At 72.3% G+C, this 14373-nt stretch carries 12 protein-coding genes and 3 pseudogenes; 5 read left to right on the top strand and 10 right to left on the bottom strand.

Annotation, left to right across the window (positions count from 1 at the left end; translation table 11 throughout):
- Positions 1-560: pseudogene (locus U9R90_RS27440) on the bottom strand (helix-hairpin-helix domain-containing protein); the annotation flags it as partial.
- Positions 557-4111 carry a DNA polymerase III subunit alpha gene (locus U9R90_RS27435; RefSeq protein WP_411059361.1) on the bottom strand — a complete coding sequence of 1185 codons (3555 nt, stop codon included), beginning with the start codon at positions 4109-4111 and terminating at the stop codon, positions 557-559. The pseudogene U9R90_RS27440 and the gene U9R90_RS27435, both read right to left, overlap by 4 nt.
- 228 nt (positions 4112-4339) lie before the next feature.
- Here U9R90_RS27435 and U9R90_RS27430 point away from each other — a divergent pair, with 228 nt between their 5' ends.
- The gene (locus U9R90_RS27430) at positions 4340-4759 is read left to right on the top strand and encodes a hypothetical protein (protein ID WP_411059360.1); all 420 of its coding nucleotides are present in this window, start codon (positions 4340-4342) and stop codon (positions 4757-4759) included.
- Positions 4760-4835: 76 nt separating this feature from the next.
- On the opposite strand, the pseudogene U9R90_RS27425 reads toward U9R90_RS27430, so the two are convergent.
- The 3 genes and pseudogenes from U9R90_RS27425 to U9R90_RS27415 all read right to left on the bottom strand — a co-directional run.
- Positions 4836-5390: pseudogene (locus U9R90_RS27425) on the bottom strand (Type 1 glutamine amidotransferase-like domain-containing protein); the annotation flags it as partial.
- 255 nt (positions 5391-5645) lie between these two features.
- Positions 5646-5831, bottom strand: a pseudogene (locus U9R90_RS27420) (peptidase E); the annotation flags it as partial.
- Positions 5828-6247, bottom strand: a complete 420-nt coding sequence (locus U9R90_RS27415) for a hypothetical protein (protein WP_411059359.1) — start codon at positions 6245-6247, stop codon at positions 5828-5830. The gene U9R90_RS27415 and the pseudogene U9R90_RS27420, both read right to left, overlap by 4 nt.
- Positions 6248-6315: 68 nt before the next feature.
- Here U9R90_RS27415 and U9R90_RS27410 point away from each other — a divergent pair, with 68 nt between their 5' ends.
- From U9R90_RS27410 to U9R90_RS27400, 3 genes are all read left to right on the top strand, one after another.
- Positions 6316-6819 (top strand): NUDIX hydrolase, encoded by a 504-nt coding sequence (locus tag U9R90_RS27410; protein WP_411059358.1) that lies wholly within the window; start codon positions 6316-6318, stop codon positions 6817-6819.
- A 118-nt stretch (positions 6820-6937) separates the two neighbouring features.
- Positions 6938-9007: an FAD-dependent oxidoreductase gene (locus U9R90_RS27405; RefSeq protein ID WP_411059357.1), complete on the top strand. Its 2070-nt coding sequence runs from the start codon at positions 6938-6940 to the stop codon at positions 9005-9007.
- 88 nt (positions 9008-9095) lie between these two features.
- Positions 9096-9713, top strand: a complete 618-nt coding sequence (locus U9R90_RS27400) for a PadR family transcriptional regulator (protein WP_411059356.1) — start codon at positions 9096-9098, stop codon at positions 9711-9713.
- Between the two features lie 13 nt (positions 9714-9726).
- On the opposite strand, the gene U9R90_RS27395 is transcribed toward U9R90_RS27400, so the two are convergent.
- Complete coding sequence (locus U9R90_RS27395) at positions 9727-10092, bottom strand: hypothetical protein (RefSeq protein ID WP_411059355.1); 366 nt, start codon at positions 10090-10092, stop codon at positions 9727-9729.
- A gap of 100 nt (positions 10093-10192) precedes the next feature.
- Here U9R90_RS27395 and U9R90_RS27390 point away from each other — a divergent pair, with 100 nt between their 5' ends.
- The gene (locus U9R90_RS27390; RefSeq protein WP_411059354.1) at positions 10193-10414 is read left to right on the top strand and encodes a DUF2277 domain-containing protein; all 222 of its coding nucleotides are present in this window, start codon (positions 10193-10195) and stop codon (positions 10412-10414) included.
- 36 nt (positions 10415-10450) lie between these two features.
- Here the strand turns inward: U9R90_RS27390 and U9R90_RS27385 are convergent, their stop codons facing one another.
- From U9R90_RS27385 to U9R90_RS27370, 4 genes are all read right to left on the bottom strand, one after another.
- Positions 10451-11071: a DedA family protein gene (locus U9R90_RS27385; protein ID WP_411059353.1), complete on the bottom strand. Its 621-nt coding sequence runs from the start codon at positions 11069-11071 to the stop codon at positions 10451-10453.
- A gap of 308 nt (positions 11072-11379) precedes the next feature.
- A complete protein-coding gene (locus tag U9R90_RS27380; protein WP_411059352.1) occupies positions 11380-11856 on the bottom strand; it encodes a DoxX family protein in 477 nt (158 codons plus the stop codon).
- Positions 11857-12061: 205 nt separating this feature from the next.
- Complete coding sequence (locus U9R90_RS27375) at positions 12062-13726, bottom strand: alkaline phosphatase D family protein (protein WP_411059351.1); 1665 nt, start codon at positions 13724-13726, stop codon at positions 12062-12064.
- Between the two features lie 95 nt (positions 13727-13821).
- Positions 13822-14373: HNH endonuclease family protein (locus U9R90_RS27370; RefSeq protein WP_411059350.1), on the bottom strand; the 552-nt coding region annotated here is incomplete at its 5' end.

The raw sequence follows: 14373 nt of genomic DNA, 5'->3' as shown, positions 1-14373 counted from the left end.
ACGGGGGTGGGGTCGATGCCGCGGGCCAGTTTCCGGACCCGGCGGGCGGTGGGGGCGCCGAGGATGCGCTGCAGGGTCGTGGGCCCGGCGGCGGCGAGCCGGCCGACGCTGTCCAGGCCGTAGTGGCACAGGGTGCGGGCGGTGGCGGGGCCGATGCCGGGCAGTGCGGCCACCGGGCGGTGGGCCAGATAGGCGGCGACGGCGTCGGGTGCGGTGGGTGCGGTGCGGACGGCGCCCGGTGGTCCGTCGTACGCGGCGATCCGGGCGAGCAGCACGCTGGAGGCGACGCCGACGGTGGCGTCCACGCCGTGGTGGGCGAGGGCGCGGGCGCGCAGCAGGGCGGCGAGGTCGGTGGCGGTGCGGTGGAAGTAGCGCAGGCTGCCGCCCACGTCGGCCAGGGCCGCGTCCGGGGGAAGCGCCTGCACGGTGGGGGTGATGTCGGCCAGGAGGGCGAGCAGGGTCGGGTAGCGCCGCTCGCCGGGAGGGGCCCCGGTGGCGGTGGTGAAGTGCACGTACAGGATGTGGTGTACGGGCACGGCGAGTTCAGGGGATCTGTTCATCCGGCGCTCCCGGGGCTTGAGTGCCACAGCTTGCGGCCGCTGGGGCTCGGGTCGCCCGCGGGCCTGAGGTCGGCCCAGGGGTGCATCTGGTAGCCGGTGGACATCTGGATACGGCGGCCGCCCGCGTCGGCGGCCTGGGGCTCGGACGGCGCCTCGGTCTCCGGCTCGGCCCGCGCCTGCGGTGCGGGCCTGGCCAGCCGGTCGGCGACCGCCGCCATACCGCCCTCGCGGTGCAGCGCGGCGAGTTCGGCCAGGTCCCAGGCCATCTCCCCGACCACGGTGAGGCTGCGCGGCCCGCGCCGCTGGACGGTGCCGCGTACCAGCAGCAGGAAGCTGTGGAAGACGGTGTGCGCGCAGGCGGCGTGGCTGTCCTCGAAGAACGCCAGGTCCGCCAGGCCGCTCCCGTCGTCCAGGGTGACGAAGATGATCCGCTTGCCGGAGCGGACCGGCGGGGTCTGGGTGGCGGTCTTGGCCCCGGCGACCAGCACGGTGTCATCGTGCTCGGCGCTCCGCAGCCGCTCGGCCGTCAGGGCGCCCAACTCCCGTAGCAGCGCCCGGTGGTCGTCCATGAGGTGCCGGGACGCGTCCATACCCAGCGCCTCCAGCTCCGCGCCGAGCCGTTCACCGGGGTCGAGGTCGGGCAGCCCGGCCGGGGTCGGGTGCGCGTTCTCGGCGAGCGGGAGCTGGCCCTCGTGGGCGCCGTTCGCGCGCTGCCCGCGGTGCAGTTCGGTGAGGTGCAGGAGCAGATCGCGTCGATTGCCGCCAAGGGAGCCGGAAGAGTCCAAGGAGTCCAATGCGCCCGTGCGGGCCAGGCGTTCGGCCACCGGCAGGCTGGGGCGGGCGCGCTGCCACCAGTCGCCCAGCGAGGAGTACGGCTGTCCGGCCACCATCCGGGCGGTCTCGGCCTCACTGATTCCGCGCACCTCGGACAGCGCCAGCCGCACCCCGAGCACCGGCTCGACTTCCTTACTTTCAGACACCAGTTCGATTCGATAAGCGGCCGCCGACCGATTGACGTCCAGCGGCAGGATCGCGACCCCGCACCGCCGTGCGTCGGCGAGCAGGGCCCGCTTGGGATACATACCGGGATCATGCGTGAGGATCCCGGCGAAGAAGGCCGCGGGATGGTGCGCCTTGAGCCACGCGGACTGGTACGTGGGCACGGCGAACGCCACCGCGTGCGCCTTGCAGAACCCGTACGCGCCGAACGCCTCGACGATCTCCCAGGTGCGTTCCAGCACATCGGGCCGGTACCCGCGGGCCGCCGCCCGCTCCAGGAACCAGGCCCGCACCCGCGGCTGCCGCCCGGCGTCCGCCAGGGCGCGCCGCGCCTCGTCCGCGCGGGCCCGGTCGCAGCCGGTCATGATGCTCAGGATCTCGATGATCTGCTCGTGGAAGACCACCACGCCGTACGTCTGAGCCAGCACGGGCTCCAGGTCCGGATGCGGATAGCGCACCGCCCGGCGCCCGTGCCGGGCGTCGATGAACGGCCGCACCATGTCCGCGGCCACCGGGCCTGGCCGGAACAGGCTGATGTCCACCACCAGGTCGTGGAACGACGCCGGCTGCAGCCGCCCGATCAGGTCCCGCTGCCCCGGACTCTCGATCTGGAAGGCGCCCAGCGTCCGCGAGGACCGGATCAGCTCGTACGTGTCCGGGTCGCCGGGCGGCACCTGCTCGGGGTCGTCCAGGTCCAGCTCCCGCCCGGTGACCCGTTCGACCTCGTCGGCCGCGTGGGCCAGCACCGACTGCATCCGTACGCCCAGGACGTCGAGCTTCAGCAGCCCCAGGTGCTCCACGTCGTCCTTGTCGAACTGGGACATGGGCAGCTGCTCGCCGCTGGTCGGCAGTACCGGCGTACGGGACAGCAGCGAGGAGTCCGAGAGCAGCACCCCGCACGGGTGCATGGCCATCCCGCGCACCAGCCCGTCCAGGCCCTCGACCAGCTCCCACAGCACCCCGTGCCGCCCGGCCCGCGCCTCGGCGGCGACCTCGCGCAGCTCCGGCAGCTCGGCCATCGCCGCCCGCGCGTCCCTGGCCCGGATGTGCGGGAAGGACTTCGCGATCCGGTCCACGTCGGCCGGTGCCAGGCCCAGGGCGAGCCCGGTGTCCCGGATCGCGTGCCGCACCCGGTAGGTCTCGGGCATCGCGACGGTGGCGACCCGCTCGGTGCCGAACCGGTCGATGATCGCGCGGTAGACCTCGATCCGGCGCGCGGACTCCACATCGATGTCGATGTCCGGCAGCGCCTGGCGGCGCACCGACAGGAAGCGCTCCATCAGCAGGCCGTGCTCGACGGGGTCGGCCTGGGCGATCCCCAGCAGATGGTTGACCAGCGAACCCGCTCCCGAGCCACGGGCCGCGACCCGGATGCCCCGTGCCCGGACGTCCTCCACCACCTGCGCGACGGTCAGGAAGTACGAGGCGTAGCCGAGCCGTTCGATGGTGTCCAGCTCCGCGGTCAGCCGCTCCCAGTACGCCTCCTTGTGGTCGTAGCGGCGCTGGATCATCCCGGCCGCGCAGTACGAGCGCAGGGTGCGCTCCGCGCTGCGGCCCGCCGTGGTGACCAGCTCCGGTTCGGGGAAGTGCACCCCGCCGATACCCAGGTCGCGGGCCGGGTCGACCTGGCACTCGGCGGCGGTCCGCTCGGTCTCGGCCAGCAGCGCCGACGCGGCGGCGCGCCGCTCACCGGCCGCCTGGACCACCTCGTCGGCGATTCGCGCCATCGCGGCCGGGTCCTTCAGCCAGCGCTCGCCACCGTCCAGCAGTTCGGTGCGGCGTACGGGGACCGGGCGCAGCAGCCGGGCGGCGTCCAGGACGTCCGCCAGCCTGCGCTGGCCGGGGTCGGCGTACCGGACCGCGTTGCTCAGTACGGCCCGTACGCCGTGCTCGGCCGCGAAGGCGAACATCCGGGCCGCGAGCCGCACCGAGCCCGCGCCGGTACCGGCCCGCCCATGGCACACCACCTCAAGCCGCAGCCCGTCCCCGAAGCGCTCCCGCCAGGGGGCGAGCAGCTTGGCCGCGCGGTCCGTGCGCCCGGCGGACAGGGCGCGGGCCACTTCGGAGTCCGCGCCGAGCAGTACGGTCAGCCCGCTGTCCGTACCGCTGCCCGTACCGCTGCCTGTGGCGGCGTCGAGGCCCGCCCAGTCCAGCCGGGGCACCCGCCTTTCGCCCTCATGCGCCGCGTGCGCGGCGGTGACCAGGCGGCACAGCCCGGCCCACCCGGCCGCGCCCTCGCGCGCCAGGAACACCGCACGCGGCGCTGACTCGTCCACCTGCGCTCCGCCCCGCGCCGGCTGCCGTACCCGAGGGGCGGGACCGGCCTGCGGCAGCGCGTCCGGTACGGCCAGGTCCACCCCGAACACCGGGCGCACGCTCGCCTCCGCGCAGGCCAGGGCGAACCGTACCGCGCCGCTGACGCCGTCCCGGTCGGTCAGTGCGAGGGCGGCCATCCCGCGCTCGGCGGCCCGCTCGGCCAGTTGCCGCGGGTGCGAGGCGCCGTACCGGGCGGAGAACCCGGAGGCGGCACGCAGGTGCGTAAACGACGGCATACGCACCTCCTGTCCCTGCTCACATGTCCTCCTCCGGTATCCCGTAGCCATCCCGTGTCCCGATGGCCTCACTACCACCATAGGCAGTGTTCGAATATTAGTGCGAATCGCTGTTCTGGGTGTGCGGGAGTGAGAGGGGTGACGGGAGCGGGGGAGAGGTGAGGGGAACCAAACGCGTGCCCGCGGCATCTGAGGCGCATGAGAACGAGACGCGTGAATATCGTGAATATGTCGACGAGCCGAGCCGCCGTCCTGCTCCTGGGCGCCACCCTGCTGCTCTCCGGCTGCTCGTTCCTGTCCGACGGCTCGACTGAGGAGGGGGACGCCGGCCCCACCCTGCCCGCCCGCACCGTCTCGAAGGACGAGTGGCGGAAGGGGCCGGGCAAGCCGAAGCGGCACAAGCCGTATCCGTACGACATCGCTACGCACTGCGGGATCAAGTGGGCGGAGTTCGGAGGCCGTTGGTGGGTCATCGACTCCGTGTCCCTCGGTGCCGAGCAGGTGAAGGGGGAGCCGTCCGCGGAGACGGGCCTGAAGCTCGCTGGGTACATGACCCTGAATGGTCCGGACAGTGCCTACTTCCGGGCCGCCGGGATGCCCACGATGCAGTTCGTACCGGCCGATGGCGAACCACCGCCCTGCGCTTAGGCCTGTCCGGCGGGCCGGGGAGACACCGCCTACGCGGCCGACCGGGGCCGCTTGGGCGGTAGCCGCGGCGTCCCCGTCAGCGCCGCGACTCGGGCAGCCGACGCGGTTCGACACGCTCCTCGACGGCCGTGTCCCCCTCGCGCGTGACGACGTACGCGCCCTTGCCCACCCGCTCCGTGAGCGTCTCGACGAGCTCCGTCCCCCGGTAGACCAGGCCGACGCCGTCGTCCGTGCAGTGCGTCTCGGGCAGCGTGCCGTCCGCGACGAGTCGGTGCACCAGTGGGCGGCGCCCTGCGTCGCTGTCGTAGTGCACGCCGTTGCCGTACGGCAGCATCCCCAACGCGTTGGTCAGTGGCCGCAGTTCGGGGCCGAAGGAGTCGGTCGGCCCGCCCTGGAACCAGCAGATCGAGCCCGCGCTGACCCCACTGAGCACCACACCGGCCTCCCAGGCGCGCCGGAGGATCGCGTCGACCCTGTGGACGCGCCACACGGCCAGCAGATTCGCCACCGAGCCGCCCATCACCCAGACGACGTCCTGCTCCAGCACGGCGCCCTCGACGTCCTCGACGTTCGGCATGGGGAACAGATGCAACGGCGCCAGATCAAACCCGGCGACCCGCGCGGCCTGAGAGCCTGTTTCTGAACCCCGCCTGCGCCCCGACGCCCGGCACGCACTCTCGCCGCACGGCGTTGCAGGACAGGTGGCTCCTTCCCCAAGCTCTCGGCTCCGCTCGAGCGGGCGGTGCCCCCCTGAGCAGGGGAGACCCCATTCATGACCTGCAACGCCGCACGCCGAGGCCACGCACCGCCGGGACATCAGCCGCTTCGCGGCGGGCGCTGCGCCCGCGCTCCGCGCGGACGACGGGGGTTCAGACAGGCTCTCACCCATCCGCGCGGTGAAGTGCTCGGCATCCCCGATCGCCGTCCCCACGTACATGATCCGGGGCCGCCGCCCCTGCACCCCGGACAACTCGACAGCGTGATGCACCAACGAGTCGAAGGCCACCATGGTCCGCCCACCAACCCGGTGCCCACCGGAGGTGGCAAGGATGGTCCGCTCCGGCACACTCATGCCCGCATCGCCCTGGCGCCCTCGTGGTCTTCCTGGGAGACCACCACGACCTGGTGCTCGTCCTCGTAGACGATCCTCCCGGGCGCCTCCGTCGACTCCAGTCGCTCACAGCCCACCCCGTGGGCGGCGAGGATCTCCAGGTAGCCGTCCACGCGGCCGATGAGCTCCTGCGCCGAGGACTTGAACCAGGCGACGGCGCCTGGGTGGAGTTCGCGGTCGTAGACGGTGGGGTCGACGTCCGAGGGGTTGGTGTAGTTGGCGTCGTACCAGTCGTTGTTGGCCCGCCAGAAGCGGTACTGCTCGTCGTTCAGGCGCCCCTCGCGCGCGAGCCCGTTCGCCAGGACGAAGATGCCGGGGAAGTAGCCGCGCGGACTGCGTGCCGTCCCCTGGAACCTCACATACGTCGCTTTCGTCACTGCCGCACCCTCCGCGTCGGACTGCCCCTGCCAGGCGGATGATCTCACCGGCGTGGCAGGCTGGGTCAATGCGTATTCCCAGGCAGGCGGCCCGAGTTGCGGTCCTGGACCCCGACGGGTCCGTCTTCATGTTCCGGTACGACAACGAGGAGGTCGGCGTCCACTGGGCGATGCCCGGCGGGGGCATGGACCCGGGGGAGACGCCGTTGCGCGCGGCTGCGCGGGAGCTGCGGGAGGAGACCGGGTGGGAGGACATCGCGCTGGACGGGGCGGTGCTGTGTCTGTGGGAGCACGACTTCACCAGGGCCGGGGTCCCCGTCCGCCAGCATGAGCACATCTTCCTCGCGTACGGGCCCCACCGGGACCTGACCGCGGACGTGGCCGCCGCGCACGCGGAGGACAGGATCCTGCGCTGGCGGTGGTGGTCCCCGGAGGACCTCGCGGCCGACGACGCCGAGCCGCTGTGGCCGCCGCAGCTGCCCGAGCTGCTCGCCGGGGTGCGCAGGAACGGCCCGCCCGCCGTGCCCGTCGACCTCGGGTATGTCGGAGGCGAGGCCGTCACCCGCGGCTGACGAGATCCACGCCGCAGTCGCCGCGAGCGACAGTCGTCACATGTTTTGCAACTTGTTGCACAATGAGGGGTGCGTGGTCTAGAACAAGGGTGAAGACACCGCCGCGAGGAGACCCCGGATGAGCCAGAGCCCGCACCCCCAAGGCCCGTACCCGCATCTGCTGAGCCCGCTCGACCTGGGCTTCACCACACTGCCCAACCGGGTGATCATGGGATCGATGCACATCGGCCTCGAAGAGGCCGAGCGCGGCTTCGAGCGGATGGCCGCGTTCTACGCCGAGCGCGCCCGCGGCGGCGTCGGGCTCATCGTCACCGGCGGCATCGCGCCCAACGACGCCGGCCGCCCCTACGACGGCGGCGCCAAGCTGACCTGTGAGGCCGAGGCCGAGCAGCACGCCGTCGTCACCGAGGCCGTGCACCGCGAGGGCGGCCGGATCGCGCTGCAGATCCTGCACTTCGGGCGGTACGCGTACCACCAGGACCTGGTCGCCCCGAGCGCCCTCCAGGCGCCGATCAGCCCCTTCGTCCCGCGCGCCTTGACGGACGACGAGGTCGAGCAGACCATCGAGGACTTCGTCCGCACGGCCGAGCTGGCCAAGCGCGCCGGGTACGACGGCGTCGAGATCATGGGCTCCGAGGGCTACCTGATCAACGAGTTCGTGGCCGCGGTGACCAACCAGCGCGATGACCGCTGGGGCGGCTCGTACGAGAACCGCATGCGGCTGCCCGTGGAGATCGTGCGGCGTACGCGGGAGCGGCTCGGTCCCGACTTCATCCTGATCTACCGGCTCTCGATGCTGGACCTGATGCCGGGTGGCTCGTCGCTGGAAGAAGTGATCACCCTCGCCAAGGCGATCGAGGCGGCCGGTGCCACCCTCATCAACACCGGTATCGGCTGGCACGAGGCGCGGATTCCGACCATCGTGACGTCGGTGCCGCGCGGCGCGTACACCTGGGTTACCAAGAAGGTCATGGGCGCGGTGTCGATCCCGCTGGTGACCAGCAACCGCATCAACACCCCCGAGGTCGCCGAGCAGGTGCTCGCCGACGGGAACGCCGACCTGGTGTCGATGGCACGGCCCTTCCTCGCCGACCCCGAGTTCGTCGCCAAGGCGAAGGACGGCCAGGCCGACGCCATCAACACCTGCATCGGCTGCAACCAGGCCTGCCTGGACCACACCTTCAGCGGCAAGATCACCTCCTGTCTGGTGAACCCGCGCGCCTGCCACGAGACCGAGCTGGTGCTGGTACCGGTCGACGGCGTACGGCGCCGCCGCAAGCGGATCGGCGTCGTGGGCGCGGGCCCCGCGGGTCTCGCCTTCGCTGTATCGGCGGCCGAACGCGGGCACGAGGTGACCCTCTTCGACGCGGCCGGTGACGTCGGCGGGCAGCTCAACATCGCACGGCGGATTCCGGGCAAGGAGGAGTTCGACGAGACGGTCAGGTACTTCCGTACGCAGCTTGAACTCAAGGGTGTCGACGTACGGTTGAACACCCGGGTCAGCGCCGAGACGCTCACGGACGGCACCTTCGGCGCACCGTACGACGAGATCGTGCTCGCTACGGGCGTGACCCCCAGGACGCCGGAGATCCCCGGCGTCGACCACCCCCGCGTGCTCAGCTACCTCGACGTGCTGCAAGGCGGCGCCGCGGTGGGGGAGCGGGTCGCGATCGTCGGCGCGGGCGGGATCGGCTTCGATGTCGCGGAGTACCTCACGGACGGCGGCGACAAGGCGAGCCTGGACGCCGAGACGTACTTCCGGCAGTGGGGCGTGGACACCGCGTACCAGGAGCGCGGCGGGCTGCGCGCGCCCGAGCGGCCCGCGCCGCCGCGCCGGGTCCACCTGCTGCAGCGCAAGACCAGCAAGGTCGGCGCGGGCCTCGGCAAGACGACCGGCTGGATCCACCGCACCGAACTGCGGCACCGCGGGGTGACCATGCTGGCGGGCGTCAGTTACGACCGCATCGACGACGCGGGGCTGCACCTCACCCACGCCGACGGGCGCGCCGAGGTCCTGGAGGTGGACACGGTCGTGCTCTGCTCCGGGCAGGAGCCGCGCCGCGAGCTGTACGACGCGCTGCACACGGCCGGGCAGACGGTGCATGTCATCGGCGGCGCGGATGTCGCGGCGGAGCTCGACGCGAAGCGGGCCGTACGGCAGGGCACGGAGCTGGCCGCGGCGATCTGAGCCCGGCCGGGTCGGGGGGCTTCCCGGGCCTCTGGAGGGGGGAGCCCGGGAGCCCCCTCCCCCCTCCCCTCTTCCCTAGGATGCGGACATGTCCCTCCCGTACGCGATCCTCACCGCCCTGCTGGAAAAGCCCTCCTCAGGGCTGGAGCTGACCCGCCGCTTCGACAAGTCGATCGGCTACTTCTGGTCGGCCACCCACCAGCAGATCTACCGCGAGCTGGGGAAGCTGGAGGCCGCCGGACTGATCCGTGCGCTGCCCTCGGCGCAGCCGACGCGCGGGCAGAAGAAGGAGTACGAGGTACTGCCCGCGGGGCGCGATGAGCTGACCGCGTGGGTGGCCAGGACCGAGGACCCCAAGCAGATCCGCGACCCGCTGCTGTTGCGGATGCGTGCGGCGGGCGTGGTCGGACCGCAGGGGCTCAAGGCCGAGCTGCGCCGCCACCTCGGGCTGCATCAGGCGCAGTTGGCGGAGTACACCGGGATCGAGGGGCGGCACTTCCCGGTGGTGCCGGACGCGGTCGAGGACCGGCTGCGCCATCTCGTCCTGCGCGGCGGCATCCAGCTGGAGACCTTCTGGACCGCCTGGCTGACGGAGGCGCTCGCGGCGGTCGAACAGATGCCGGAGGCTGACGAGGACGGCGCGGCGCCCCCGGAGCGCGGTGCGGCAGCTCCCGAGCGCGGGGCGGCACCCCCCGCGCGCACCTGACCCCACCGCCCGGCTACGCCTCTGTGGCGGGGCCGTCCCCAGCGTCGGGGCCGGCCTCCTCGTGCCTGTGTTTCAGACGCATACGCGCGTCCACCGCCTCCGGGCCACTGAAGTCCTTCCAGTACCGATGGCAGGTGACGAACACCGCCAGCTCGCGCTCGCGTTCACGGAGTTTCTCGACCTCGGCCTGCTCGTCCGCCGTCCAGCCGGGCGAGGCGGGGCGCTCCACCCTGCGCCAGCCGCCTGTGTCGCTGAAGCCGTCGAGAGGCTCGACGGACCAGGGCAGTCGCTTGAGTAAGGCCAGGAGCTCGGCCCTGACCTGGTGCAGTTCCTGTTGGCCCGCGACGAGGTCGCTGGGGAAATCATCGGTCGACGCCACGCGGCAATGCTACGTCTGTTCGATTTAGGGATGCGAGAGCCGACCTGTGTGGTTCATGCGAACGTGTGTATGAGCGCCGGGCGGGCGGCAGACTGGGGGTATGTGCCGCAGCATCAAGACCCTCCGCCCGCCCGCGCTCCCCGAGGAGGCCACCGAGGACGAGATCCGCGCCGCCGCGCTGCAGTACGTACGGAAGGTGTCCGGCTTCCGCGCGCCCGCCGCGCACAACCGCGAGGTCTTCGACCGCGCCGTGGACGGCGTCGCCGACGCGACCCGTGAACTGCTCCAGGATCTGGAGGTCAGGGGCGCGGCGAAGAGCTAGTGCGAGGCGCTAGGGGGCGTCTCTCCGGGACGCCCCCTAGTCGGCCGTCGCCGGGCGCCTGCGCATCAAGTACGCCGCCAGGGACCCCGCCGCGAGCAGCGCGAGCAGCGAGACGCCCGTGGCCAGCCAGGTGGCGCCCAGCCACTGGCCGCCGAGGTAGCCCATGCCGACGCTGTACGCAGCCCAGATCACGCCCGCGAGCACGGACCAGGGCAGGAACTCCCGTACCGTGCGGTGCGCCGCGCCCGAGCCAAGCGAGACCACCGAGCGCCCGGCCGGGGCGAAGCGCGCGATGATGACGAGGATGCCGCCGCCCCGCGCGAGCGCTGAGCCGAGCCGCTCCTGGGCGGCGGTGAGTCGCCGGGAGCGGGCGATGACGCGGTCGAACCGGGCGCCGCCGCGCCGGGCGAGCCGGTAGGCGACGAGGTCGCCGAGCACGGACGCGGTCGCGGCGCACAGGCCGAGCGCCAGGATGTCGGGGACCTCGTGCGCGGCCATCCGCCCCGCGGCCCCGGTGCCGGCCGCTGCCGCGGTGGCCGCGGTGATCACCAGCAGCCCGCTCGGCAGCATCGGCAGAAACACGTCGAAGAGGATGGAAACCGCCACAATGGCGTAGATCCATGGGCTGCCGGTCAGCGTCCCCACACTCTCGAGCACCCGTTGACTCCCCGGTTCTTAAAGGCACAAGCCTCGAGTCGCAGGGGAGCGTCAGGGGCGGCCTGGTGGTCAGCCATGCAGCGTACGCCCACGGGTGCGGCAGTGAATCATGGGGGTCATGTGTGCGCCGCCGAGCGTTCACCCGGCCGTACGCTCCGGAGTGCCGTGCGGCGGAAATATCCCGAGCGCAGGGCCGGGTGAAACGGCGTCGGCCGTCCCGTGCCGTCAACGGGCGGCACGGAACGACCGGTTGATGCGCCTCTGTCTCTGTCTCTGTCTCTGTCTGCGTCTCTGTCTGTGCCTGTGCCTTACCGAGCCGCTTCCGGGGTCCTGACGCCCTCGGCGCCCGAGACGCCCGTGCCCGAGACGCCCGCGCCCGCGGCCGTGTCGCGCGCGAACAGCCGGTCCAGGCCGAGCGCGCCGGACCCGGTGAAGACCAGCAGCAGGAAGGCCCAGCAGAACATCGCCGAGGCCTCGCCGCCGTTCTGCAGGGGCCACAGCGCCTCCGGCTGGTGTACGTCGAAGTACGCGTACGCCATCGAACCGGAGGCGACGAACGCGGCGGCGCGGGTGCCGAGGCCGAGCATGACCAGGCCGCCGCCGACGAGTTGGATCACGGCCGCGTACCAGCCGGGCCAGCTGCCGGTCTCGACGGTGCCGCCGCCCATCGCGCCGCCGAACCACCCGAAGAGCGAGGCGGCGCCGTGGCAGGCGAAGAGCAGTCCGACGACGATCCGGAACAGGCCGATGGCGTACGGCTGGGCGTTGTTGAGACGTTCGGTCATGGCGGGGACTCCTTCGGTTCTGGGGACGGGAAACCGGCCAGGAGCGCGCAGGCTAAGCAGTCCACATAGCCCTTTGGTCGAGGGTGTGCGGGCAGCGCGCGGGCTCCCTCGGCTCCGGGAGCGGAAAACCGAGCGGGGTCCACAGGTTAGGCAGACCTAAGAGGTGCTTGCAAGTTCAACATTATTTCGGGGTGGTGAAATCCGGCTACGTCCGTGTCCCTCGGGTGATGGTCAGCTCCCGTACTGTCCGCAGCCGCGCGCCCCCGCCCCGTACCGCCTGCGCCCGGTCCAGACGCAGGGTCGCGTCCCGTCCGCGCAGGGTGAGGGTCATCAGCTGGTTGCCGAACCAGGGGCCGCCCGTCCGCTCCCAGTCGACGGCGGCCTGGCCGGTGCGCCCATGGCGGGCGAAGCGCCGCCCGAGCGCACGTCCGGCCCGGCTCCAGCCGAAGCGGAAGCCGAGCCGGACCACGGCCGGGATGGAGTTGTGCAGCGGGGAGCAGGTCAGTTGGAGTACGCGGGCGGTGGGTTCGAGGCCGCTGCGCCACGTGGGTTCGGCGATGTACGCGTGATGCACGTCCCCGGACAGCACACAGACCGAGGCCGGTGGCCGCGGACCGCTCCCGGCCTGAGCGATCAGCGCGGTGAGCGCGTCGAACGACGCCGGGAACGCCGGCCAGTGTTCGAGGTCGGCGCGTCTGCGCAGGTCCTCGGCGAGCCGCGCCCAGCGCCCGCCGCGTTCGCCACGGGTCAGCGCGGCACTCCACGCCTCGGCGTCGTGGATCAGATGCGGCAGCAGCCAGGGCAGCGAGGTACCGATCAGCAGGTGGTCGTACGAACCGGGGCCGTCCAGCGCCTGCTCGCGCAGCCACCCCTCCTCGTCCGCGTCCAGCATCGCGCGCCGCGACTCCTCCAGTACGCGCCCGACGCGGGTGTCGACCATCAGCAGCCGGACCCGGCCGAAGTCGCGGCGGTAGCTCCAGCGGCTGCTCTCGGGGGCGTGCGCGGCCTTGGCGGCGAAGGCGCGCAGCGCCTCGGTGCCGTCCGGGCTCGCGCGCACGGCCGCGTACACCGGGTCGGCGGCCAGTTCGTCCGGCGGCAGGTTGCCCAGGTGCTGGTACACCCAGTACGACATCAGACCGCTCACCACGCGCTCGTTCCACCAGGGCGTGGCCCGCATCTCGGCCAGCCAGGCGGCGCTGGTGTGCCAGTCGTCGATCACGTCATGGTCGTCGAAGATCATGCAGCTGGGCACGGTGGAGAGCAGCCAGCGCACCTCGGGGTCGCGCCAGGACTCGTCGTAGAGCGCGCAGTACTCCTCGTAGTCCGCGACCTGGGCGCCCGGTGGTTCGCGCAGGTCGCGGCGGGCGGCGAGCCGGTGGCGGGTCGCCCGCGACACCATGTCCGCGTACACCTGGTCGCCGAGGAGCACCAGGACGTCAGGACGCTCGGCATCCGGTTCGGTGGCCAGCCGTACGGCCAGGGTGTCCAGCGCGTCGGGGCCCATCGGGTCCCTGCGGCCGGTGGGTGAGATCGCCCACCGGCAGGACCCGAAGGAGATCCGCAGCGCGTCGGCCGGGTCGGCCGGGGTGCGGATGGTGGACGGTGGGAAGCGCGGCAGGGCGGGGTCGTCGAGCGGCCATACGCGGCGGCCGTCGAGCAGGACCTCGTACGCGGTCTCGGTGCCCGGCGTGAGGCCGGTCACCGGGATCAGCGCGTAGTGGTGTCCGCCGACCTGGAAGGTACGGGACTCACCGCCCGCGCCGTCCGCGCAGCGCACCGCGGCGGTGCACGGCCGCCCCGCCTCGACCCAGACGGTCGCGGCCGCCCGGTCGACGTACCTCAGCAGCGGTCCCAGGCGCAGCCGTGCCATGGCGATCACCCTCTTCCGTAGCCCCGTACGGTACGGAACGACGGAGGAGGGCGGAGCGGTTCCGGTGAGCCCGCGTCAGCTCGCGTGAGCCCGCGTCAGCAGGCGTTGAGCGTGGCCTGCAGGGCGCTCTTCTCGGCGGAGTCCACGGTCAGGTTCCAGTAGTACTTCGTGTGCACCCACATACGGGCGTACATGCAGTGGTACGCGGTGCGCGGCGGCATCCACTCGGCCGGGTCCCTGTCGCCCTTGGACTGGTTGACGTTGTCGGTGACGGCGATCAGCTGCGGGCGGGTCAGGTCGTTGGCGAACTGCTTCCGCTTGCTGGTGGTCCATTTGCTCGCGCCGGAGCGCCAGGCCTCGGCGAGCGGCACGATGTGGTCGATGTCGACGTCGGACGCGGCGTACCAGGTGGCGCCGTCGAACGCGGAGTACCAACGGCCGCTGACCGCCGAGCAGTTGTCGGCCTGTACGACGTTCTGGCCGTCACGCTCAAGGACGACCTCGCGGGTGTTGCAGGTGCCGTACTGGGTGCTCCAGTGCGGGAACAGGCTGCGGCTGTAGCCGCTGGTCGAGCCCTCGGCCTTCACGGTCAGCTGGGCGAGGTAGCCGCGGGCGGTGGCCGCGCTGACCGGGGTGGGGGGTGCGGC

It is taken from the genome of Streptomyces sp. E11-3 (assembly GCF_046540415.1).
Lineage (GTDB): Bacteria > Actinomycetota > Actinomycetes > Streptomycetales > Streptomycetaceae > Streptomyces.
This window is presented reverse-complemented; position numbering and strand designations above follow the sequence as displayed.

Coding starts and splice junctions, on each gene's coding strand:
- U9R90_RS27435 (WP_411059361.1), bottom strand. CDS start 4,111: ATGCCGTCGTTTACGCACCTGCGTGCCGCCTCCGGGTTCTCCGCCCGG.
- U9R90_RS27430 (WP_411059360.1), top strand. CDS start 4,340: ATGTCGACGAGCCGAGCCGCCGTCCTGCTCCTGGGCGCCACCCTGCTG.
- U9R90_RS27410 (WP_411059358.1), top strand. CDS start 6,316: ATGCGTATTCCCAGGCAGGCGGCCCGAGTTGCGGTCCTGGACCCCGAC.
- U9R90_RS27405 (WP_411059357.1), top strand. CDS start 6,938: ATGAGCCAGAGCCCGCACCCCCAAGGCCCGTACCCGCATCTGCTGAGC.
- U9R90_RS27400 (WP_411059356.1), top strand. CDS start 9,096: ATGTCCCTCCCGTACGCGATCCTCACCGCCCTGCTGGAAAAGCCCTCC.
- U9R90_RS27390 (WP_411059354.1), top strand. CDS start 10,193: ATGTGCCGCAGCATCAAGACCCTCCGCCCGCCCGCGCTCCCCGAGGAG.
- U9R90_RS27380 (WP_411059352.1), bottom strand. CDS start 11,856: ATGACCGAACGTCTCAACAACGCCCAGCCGTACGCCATCGGCCTGTTC.
- U9R90_RS27375 (WP_411059351.1), bottom strand. CDS start 13,726: ATGGCACGGCTGCGCCTGGGACCGCTGCTGAGGTACGTCGACCGGGCG.